Source organism: Citrobacter sp. wls613, from assembly GCF_005281195.1.
GTDB classification, from domain to species: Bacteria; Pseudomonadota; Gammaproteobacteria; order Enterobacterales; family Enterobacteriaceae; genus Citrobacter; species Citrobacter gillenii.
In genome coordinates, this window is the sequence record NZ_SZXN01000063.1 from 62108 (window position 1) to 70609 (window position 8502).

Annotated in this window: 5 protein-coding genes and 1 tRNA gene; 4 read left to right on the forward strand and 2 right to left on the reverse strand. The window is 55.3% G+C overall.

Translation table 11 applies throughout. The features are described 5' to 3' along the window. The coding region (gene gltS, locus FDX01_RS13845) for a sodium/glutamate symporter (RefSeq protein WP_137399950.1) at positions 1–1202 on the reverse strand (1202 nt) is incomplete at its 3' end. A gap of 235 nt (positions 1203–1437) precedes the next feature. Between gltS and xanP the strand changes: the two genes are divergently transcribed. After that, on the forward strand, positions 1438–2829 hold the full coding sequence (gene xanP / locus FDX01_RS13850; RefSeq protein WP_096759062.1) for a xanthine/proton symporter XanP: 1392 nt from the start codon (positions 1438–1440) through the stop codon (positions 2827–2829). Between the two features lie 121 nt (positions 2830–2950). After that, a complete protein-coding gene (locus tag FDX01_RS13855) occupies positions 2951–4660 on the forward strand; it encodes an AsmA family protein (protein ID WP_137399945.1) in 1710 nt (569 codons plus the stop codon). A 90-nt stretch (positions 4661–4750) separates the two neighbouring features. On the opposite strand, the gene yicI is transcribed toward FDX01_RS13855, so the two are convergent. After that, positions 4751–7069: an alpha-xylosidase gene (gene yicI, locus FDX01_RS13860; RefSeq protein ID WP_137399946.1), complete on the reverse strand. Its 2319-nt coding sequence runs from the start codon at positions 7067–7069 to the stop codon at positions 4751–4753. A gap of 350 nt (positions 7070–7419) precedes the next feature. Here yicI and FDX01_RS13865 point away from each other — a divergent pair. Further along, positions 7420–7514 (forward strand) — tRNA-Sec (locus FDX01_RS13865). 119 nt (positions 7515–7633) lie between these two features. Next, on the forward strand, positions 7634–8502 hold an 869-nt coding region (gene rhuM / locus FDX01_RS13870), incomplete at its 3' end, for a RhuM family protein (RefSeq protein ID WP_137399947.1).

Genomic DNA, 8502 nt, shown 5'->3' on the forward strand with positions numbered 1-8502 from the left:
TGCGCAAAAATTGGCAACAACAAATACAGCTTAATCACCAGCGCGTTAACGATGTCGATAAAGAACGCCCCTACCATCGGCACGACTAAAAATGCAGTATGCGATGGACCAAAACGCTCGGTAATCGCCTGCATGTTGGCAATCGCCGTCGGCGTTGCGCCGAGACCAAAACCACAGTGCCCGGCTGCCAGCACAGCGGCATCGTAGTTCTTGCCCATCATACGCCAGGTGACAAATATGGCGTACAGCGCCATGAAGATCGTCTGCACCACCAGAATCGCCAGCATCGGCAGCGCCAGCGAAGCCAGTTCCCACAGCTTCAGGCTCATCAACGCCATCGCCAGGAACAGCGACAGACTCACGTTGCCCAGCACGGAAACCGCGCGTTCAAACACCCGATAAAAGCCCATTAACGCCAGGCCATTGCTGAGGATCACCCCAACAAACAGCACGCAGACGAAGGTCGGCAATTCCAGCACGGTACCCACCAGCAATTGCGCAACGATTTTGCCCACCGTCAGACAGATAGCGATCAGCGCGATGGTTTCAATCAGCACCAGAGAGGTGATGATGCGCCCGACATCCGGTTTTTCAAACGCAGTCGGCACGGCCTGATCGTCCGGCATACCGTCAGGTGTAGTGGAGTGCTTCACCAGATAGCGCGCGACCGGGCCGCCAATCAGTCCACCCAGCACCAGGCCAAATGTTGCGCACGCCATCGCCACTTCGGTGGCATTGGTAAAACCGTAGCGCTCAATAAACAGCTTACTCCACGCCGCGCCCGTACCGTGTCCACCGGAAAGCGTAATCGAACCGGCAATCAGCCCCATCAACGGGTCAAGACCCAGCAGGCTCGCCATCCCGATCCCAATGGCGTTCTGCATCAACAGCAACCCCACCACCACAATCAGAAAAATGCCCACCACGCGGCCACCGGCGCGCAGGCTGGCGATGTTGGCGTTCAGGCCGATAGTGGCAAAGAACGCCAGCATCAACGGGTCACGCAGCGTCATATCGAAATTAACTTCCCAGCCCATGCTCTTTTTCAGTACCAGCAGTGCGATCGCCACCAGTAAACCACCCGCAACGGGCTCAGGTATCGTGTATTTCTTCAGGAAGGGAACAGACTGGACGAGCTTACGTCCCAGCAGCAACACCAGCGTTGCCGCAACCAATGTAGATAACGTATCGAGGTAAAACATAGACAGCTCCATTAGTGCGTTTAGCACAATCACGCACGATGTATTCCAGATCGATTTTTAGGTCTTTTTAGGTCTTTTTAGGTTTTCGGGGTGGATTTTAAGCAGAAAATGACAAAAAGTTATATAAAAAGGTGAGTTCATCGGTTTTAAATATTAAGAATACCTGCTAGCAAACGTTTGCTTTTCTGTTCTGGTCAGATAAAATCACCGCTTTTCCACCATGGGATTGCCTCTGATGTCCGTTAACGCCGTAGAGCCAACAAATGCGCAACCGGTTGCGCAGGCTCACAACAGTGAACTGATTTACCGTCTTGAAGATCGCCCCCCGTTAGCCCAGACCCTGTTTGCCGCCTGCCAGCACCTGCTGGCGATGTTCGTCGCGGTGATCACGCCAGCCCTGCTTATCTGTCAGGCGCTCGGTTTACCGGCTCAGGATACTCAACACATTATCAGTATGTCGCTGTTCGCTTCCGGCGTAGCCTCCATCATTCAGATTAAAGCCTGGGGGCCGGTGGGCTCAGGGCTGTTATCCATTCAGGGCACCAGCTTTAACTTTGTAGCACCGCTGATTATGGGCGGCACGGCGCTGAAAACCGGCGGTGCAGATGTCCCGACCATGATGGCGGCACTGTTCGGTACGCTGATGCTGGCGAGCTGCACGGAAATGGTTATCTCGCGCGTACTGCATCTGGCGCGCCGTATTATTACCCCGCTGGTCTCAGGTGTGGTGGTGATGATTATCGGCCTGTCGCTGATTCAGGTAGGCCTGACGTCAATCGGTGGCGGCTATGCCGCAATGAGCGACAACACCTTCGGCGCACCGAAGAATCTGATGCTGGCCGGCGTTGTACTGGCGCTCATTATTCTTCTTAACCGCCAGCGCAACCCGTACCTGCGCGTGGCATCACTGGTGATTGCCATGGCCGCAGGCTATCTGCTGGCCTGGTTTATGGACATGTTGCCGCAAAACACCGCCCCGGTGAGCCAGGACTTCATCATGGTACCAACGCCGCTATATTATGGCCTGGGCATCGACTGGAGCTTACTGCTGCCACTGATGCTGGTCTTTATGATCACCTCACTGGAAACTATCGGCGATATTACGGCCACCTCCGATGTCTCCGAACAACCGGTCTCCGGCCCGCTGTACATGAAGCGTCTGAAAGGCGGCGTTCTGGCAAATGGCCTGAACTCGTTTGTTTCCGCCGTGTTCAATACCTTTCCGAACTCCTGCTTCGGGCAGAACAACGGGGTGATTCAGTTGACCGGCGTAGCCAGCCGCTATGTTGGCTTTGTAGTCGCACTGATGCTGATCGCGCTGGGTCTGTTCCCGGCGGTCAGTGGGTTTGTACAGCACATCCCTGAGCCGGTTCTGGGCGGCGCCACGCTGGTGATGTTCGGTACCATCGCCGCCTCCGGGGTGCGCATTGTTTCTCGCGAGCCGCTGAATCGCCGCGCTATTCTGATTATTGCACTGTCGCTGGCCGTTGGCCTGGGCGTCTCCCAGCAGCCGCTGATCCTGCAGTTTGCCCCGGACTGGGTGAAAAACCTGCTCTCCTCAGGGATTGCCGCAGGCGGTATTACCGCTATCGTTCTGAACCTCGTTTTCCCGCCAGAGAAACAGTAAGCGACATGCGGCGTTGATTCAGAATCAACGCCGCTGTTACGCTCTTTCACCATTCCCGCCTTGAGGATTGCGCGTAAATCGTGCATAACTTGACTACGTGTACTTTGCGGGATGGAAGACCATGAAATTTATTGGAAAGCTGCTTCTTTACGTGCTGATCGCCCTTGCAGTGGCGATCCTCGGTCTCTATTTTCTACTGCAAACCCGCTGGGGCGCCGAGCATGTCAGCGCCTGGGTGTCAGAGAACAGCAGCTACCACCTGACGTTTGATGCCATCGATCATCGGTTTTCTTCACCCTCCCACATTCTGCTGGAGAACGTCACCTTTGGTCGGGATGGCCAGCCTGCCACCCTGGTAGCAAAAAACGTTGATATTGGGCTGAGCAGTCGCCAAATCACCGACCCGCTGCACGTCGACACCATCCTGTTGCAAAACGGTACGCTGAATCTTTCTCCACAAACTGCACCGCTGCCGTTCCAGGCCGATCGCCTGCAGCTACAGGATATGGCACTCAACAGCCCCGGAAGCGAGTGGAACCTCAGTGCGCAGCGCGTGAACGGCGGCGTGATCCCCTGGAGCCCTGAAGCCGGAAAAATACTCGGCAGTAAAGCGCAGATCCAGCTCAGCGCCAGCTCGTTAACGCTGAACGATGTTCCTACGACTAACGTGCTGATTGAAGGCAGTATCGATAACGATCGCGTCACGTTAAGCAATATTGGCGCCGATGTGGCGCGCGGCGCATTGACCGGCGTGGCGCAGCGAAACCCCGACGGCAGTTGGGTGGTGGAAAATCTACGGCTAAACGACATTCGGTTGCAAAGCGATAAATCGCTGACCGACTTTTTTGCGCCGCTCACCACCATTCCCTCGCTGCAAATTGGTCGTCTTGAGGTGACAGATGCCCGTCTACAAGGCCCTGACTGGGCGGTAACGGATCTCGATCTCAGCTTGCGCAACATGACCTTCAGTAAGGACGACTGGCAAACCCAGGAAGGTAAGTTGTCGATGAACGCCAGCGAATTTATCTACGGCTCGCTGCACTTCTTCGATCCTATTCTCAACGCTGAGTTCTCGCCGCAGGGCATTGCGCTGCGCCAGTTCACCACCCGCTGGGAAGGCGGTATGGTCAGAACCTCCGGCAACTGGTTGCGCAATAGCAAAGCGCTTGTTCTCGACGATGCCGCAGTTGCCGGGCTGGAATACACGCTACCGGAAAACTGGAAACCGCTGTGGGTGAAGCCCTTGCCCACCTGGCTCGACAGCCTGACGCTGAAGAAATTCAGCGCCAGCCGCAATCTGGTGATCGATATCGACCCAGCCTTCCCGTGGCAGCTCACCGCGCTGGACGGTTACGGCGCCAACCTCGGACTGGTGCAAAATCACCAGTGGGGGATCTGGAGCGGCAGCGCCACGCTCAACGCCGCGGCCGCCACGTTTAACCGCACCGACGTACGCCGCCCTTCGCTGACGCTTACGGCCAACAGCAGCACGATCAATATCAGCGAACTGAGCGCGTATACCGAGAAAGGGTTGCTGGAGGCTACCGCCAGCATCTCACAACTTCCGCAGCGCCAGACGCAGGTCAGCCTGAACGGTCGCGGTGTGCCAATGACTATCCTACAACAGTGGGGATGGCCTGCGCTGCCGATTTCCGGCGACGGTAACATCCAACTGACTGCCAGCGGCACTCTGCAGGCAGATACGCCGCTGAAGCCCACGGTGAACGGTCAACTGCATGCGGTGAATGCCGACAAGCAGCAAGTGACACAGACGATGAGTGCAGGTGAGATTTCGGGCGGCGAAGTGATGTCGACCGAGCCTGCGCAGTAAGGTATCGCCGGTAGAGCAAATACTACCGGCCCAAAAAGTTGTGCACACCGTGGTGCCGGCATCGCCATCCGGCACCACGTTCACATGCACTTACAGGGTAATGGTCAACACATTGCCTTCTGCTGCAATCACCACACCCCACTCGCTCCCTGTAGATGAACCGCCCTTCACGCCGCCAATTTGCGGGATGTTACGCAGACACAGCGTCCAGTTGCGCGCCTCACCTTCCCCCGCCACGGTGATGGTGTTATCCACACGTTTCACCCTCAGCGTGAAGATTACCGAGCCGTCAGCGGCCGGCACGTCACAGACGGCTTCACACCCCTCCTCCAGATGGAACAGCTGGAACGCAGTGCCTTCATGCCAGGCGTAATCCGGCTTCTGGTTATTGCTGCCCAGCGCCAGCAGGGTGTTGTCACGCACGTAGACCGGCAGGCTCAGGAAGTCATGCTGCTGTTTATGCCAGCGACTGCCCACAATCTCGTCGTTACGCCACAGGTGCGTCCAGCGACCTTCCGGTAGGTAGAACTGCACATCTCCCGCTTCAGAGAACACCGGGGCCACCATCACGCTGTCTCCCAGCATGTACTGACGGTCAAGGTAATCACACGCCGGATCGTCCGGGAATTCGAGCATCATCGCACGCATCATCGGCGTGCCATACTCGCTGGCGCGCACAGCTTCGCGATACAGATACGGCATCATGCGGCATTTCTGCTCGGTGAAGTAACGCACCACATCGCAGGATTCGTCGTCGTACGCCCATGGTACGCGGTAGGATTTGCTGCCGTGCAGACGACTGTGGCTGGAGAGCAGCCCAAACGCACACCAGCGTTTGTAGACGTGCGCCGGGGCGGTATTCTCGAAGCCGCCGATGTCGTGACTCCAGAAGCCAAAGCCGGACAAGCCGATGGATAAGCCACCGCGCAAGCTTTCCGCCATTGATTCGTAGTTGGCGTAGCAGTCGCCGCCCCAGTGCACCGGAAACTGCTGCGCGCCCACGGAAGCAGAACGGGCGAACAGCACCGCCTCTTCTTCCCCCACGGTCTCTTTCAGCACGTTCCACACCAGTTCGTTGTAGATGAACGCATAATGGTTGTGCATTTTCTGCGGGTCAGCGCCGTCAAACCACTGCACATCCGTCGGGATACGCTCGCCAAAATCAGTCTTGAAGCAGTCCACGCCGATATCCACCAGGCCTTTCAGCTTGTTGGCATACCACTCGCAGGCCTCTGGATTGGTAAAGTCATAAATCGCCAACCCCGGCTGCCATTTATCCCACTGCCACACCGATCCATCCGGCCGCTTAAGCAGATAGCCTTTTTCTTTCAGTTCGTTGAACAGCGGCGATTTCTGCCCGATGTACGGGTTGATCCACACGCAGACCTTCAGGCCTTTCTCCTTCAGGCGACGGAGCATGCCTTCCGGGTCCGGGAACGTCACCGGGTCCCACTCAAAATCACACCACTGGAAGGCCTTCATCCAGAAGCAGTCGAAATGGAAAACGTGCAGCGGCAGATTGCGCTCGGCCATGCCGTCGATAAAGCTGTTCACCGTCGCTTCATCGTAGTTGGTGGTGAACGAGGTGGTGAGCCACAGACCGAACGACCACGCTGGCGGCAGTGCCGGGCGACCGGTAAACTGGGTATAGCGATCCAGCACCGCTTTCGGGGTCGGGCCGTCGATCACGAAGTATTCCAGATACTCGCTTTCCACGCTGAACTGTACCTTTGACACCTTCTCGGAGCCAATTTCAAACGACACACACTGCGGATGGTTCACCAGTACGCCGTAACCACGATTGGTGACATAGAACGGGATGTTCTTGTAAGACTGCTCGGTACTGGTGCCGCCATCGCAGTTCCAGGTCTCGACCGTCTGACCATTACGCACCAGCGACGTAAAGCGTTCGCCAAGTCCGTACACCGTTTCGCCGACGCCCAGATCCAGGCGCTCGAACATATAGTTGCGATCGCTGTTAGCATCCTGCACGTAGCCATTATTTTTCAACTGGCTACCGGTAATGCGCTCCCCGTTGCGTAAAAAATCGAGGGCCCAGAATTCGCCTTTGGTTACGCGCACACTTAAATTACCGCTCTTCAATTCGGCAAAGTCGGCGTTATCGCACATCTCAACCTTCACGTCCTGCAGCATGTTCAGCGGATAATGCGGGCCGTTATCCAGCGCTCCCTGAAAGTGCTCCATACGCACGCCCACCACGCCTTCCTGCGGCGAGAAGAAGCGCAGCGTAAACATCGGGGTGTCCAACTGCCAGGTTCGCTCACGCACGTCGCGCGGCGCAACGTAGACCACCATCTCATTACCCTGCTGTTCAACATCGAACACCTGAACGGGGTTTATTACATTCAGACCTGGCTGGGTCATCCAGTTTCCGTCACTAATTTTCATCGTCTGTTCCTTTAGTTCTGAAATGCTTTCGCCGTAACGTCCTGTTGATTGCGTCGGTCAGATACGGGGCATAAGGCGTACACAGGCATACTGGTACCGGTTACAGTTTTTGTAAATCATCACGCGTGACATGGGTATTCCGATATCTCGTTATCAAATTACGATTCTTGTTTTCTGTGATCGGGGTAGCGTCAAAAAATAAACATCACTGTAACTTATGGATTTTGTGGGGATTTATATGAAACCGGTCATGGTATAGCGAAACGGAAGTTAAAAAAGTGAGTCAGGGGGTGTGGAAACCCGAGGAAGTAGCTATAATGCGCCCCGCCTCCATGTAGCAATCGAGGCGCGGAAGATCGTCATCTCCGGTGAGGTGGCTGGACTTCAAATCCAGTTGGGGCCGCCAGCGGTCCCGGGCAGGTTCGACTCCTGTGATCTTCCGCCAAAATGCCTCACGTTAGTTCTTCTTAATTCACATCTCTTCTTAGCTTTCTATATCCCGTATTGATCTCTGGCATACTACGTTGAATGTAGCGTTATTAGTCAGGTAACAACGGAGGCGACATGACAGATAAACACTTACCACAATCCCCGACAGGCGAATTTATTATGTTTGCCAGCGATGACGGAAGAGTCCGTGTTGAATGTCGCTTTGAGTCAGACACCATCTGGTTATCTCAGGCAATGATCTGCGAACTGTACGGCAAAGCTAAAGCCACTATCAGCGGGCATATTAAAAACATTTTTGAAGATGGCGAGCTAGAGGAAAATTCAGTTGTTCGGTTTTACCGAACAACTGCCAGTGATGGCAAAAACTATCAAGTTCAATACTTTAGCCTGCCATTAATACTCGCAGTGGGTTATCGCGTCCGTTCGCCCCGCGGCACTCAGTTCCGTCAGTGGGCAACCCAGACGCTCCAGGAATTCCTGATCAAAGGTTTTGTGATGGACGATGAGCGGCTGAAGAATCCGCCCGTGGGTTCATCGGCTGTACCCGACTATTTCGATGAGATGCTCGAACGCATCCGCGATATTCGGGCCAGTGAGCGCCGGGTATATTTGCGGGTTCGGGAGATATTTGCTCTGGCTGCCGACTATCAGCCATCACTTAAAGAAACCACGCAGTTTTTTCAAACGATCCAGAACAAGCTACATTTTGCCTGTACAGGCCATACCGCTGCTGAACTCATTCATCAGCGTGCTGACGCCAGCCAGCCGCATATGGGGCTAACCAGCTATAAAGGTGAAGAGGTACGTAAGGGTGACGTGACGGTGGCAAAAAATTATCTCACCCAAGATGAGGTCAGCGAACTTAATCGCGTGGTTAACATGTGGCTGGATTTTGCCGAGGATCAGGCCCGTCGTCGTCAGCAGGTCTTTTTACGCGACTGGCAGGATAAGGGAAGGTGCGAACAAGTCCCTGATATGAGATC